This window comes from Vibrio sp. 1401, assembly GCF_033340295.1.
Window position 1 is genome coordinate 1 of sequence record NZ_JAWOWF010000408.1, and the last position, 672, is coordinate 672.

The window sequence follows — 672 nt, forward strand, 5'->3', positions numbered from 1 at the left end:
TTTCTGGAAAACTACTTCGCTTATCTAAAACAATAATCAATAAGTAAGGATTGGGTGGGATTGAACATTAAGCCGTTGGTTGTATCGGTGCTAGGAAGTGTGTTGCTTGCGGGATGTGCGACAGCGCCACCAAAACAGCAAGATAACCTATGTGAGATATTCCGAGAAAAATCTGGTTGGTATGATGATGCGAAAGATATGGAAAAAGAGTGGGGAACCCCCATTCATGTTGCCATGGCCATCATCAAGCAGGAAAGCAGTTTCCGCCATGATGCCAAACCACCCAAAGATTACGTATTGGGTTTCATTCCTTGGGGACGCGTAAGCAGTGCGTATGGCTATGCACAGGCTCAAGATCCAGCTTGGGATGACTTCCAAGATTCCACCGGGCAAGGTGGTTCGCGCACCAATTTTGATGATTCGATAATGTTTGTTGGGTGGTATACCCACGAGACTCGTCGCCAGTTAGGCATTTCATTGTGGGACCCTTATAACCAGTATCTGGCCTATCATGAAGGGCGAGGCGGTTATAAACGTGGAACTTACAAAAGAAAGCCTAGTTTGATGAAAGTGGCTCGGCGCGTTGAGCAAACCGCAAAGACTTATGGCTGGCAGCTGAAGCAATGTCGTCAGGAATTGGAAGACAACAGCAGCTGGTTCTTTTAACCCCAT

At 46.7% G+C, this 672-nt stretch carries 1 protein-coding gene; it reads left to right on the forward strand.

The annotated features are described in order from the left end of the window. The first annotated feature begins 60 nt into the window (after nucleotides 1–60). Nucleotides 61–666: a hypothetical protein gene (locus R7Z77_RS25925; protein ID WP_015297256.1), complete on the forward strand. Its 606-nt coding sequence runs from the start codon at nucleotides 61–63 to the stop codon at nucleotides 664–666. Nucleotides 667–672 lie beyond the last annotated feature (6 nt).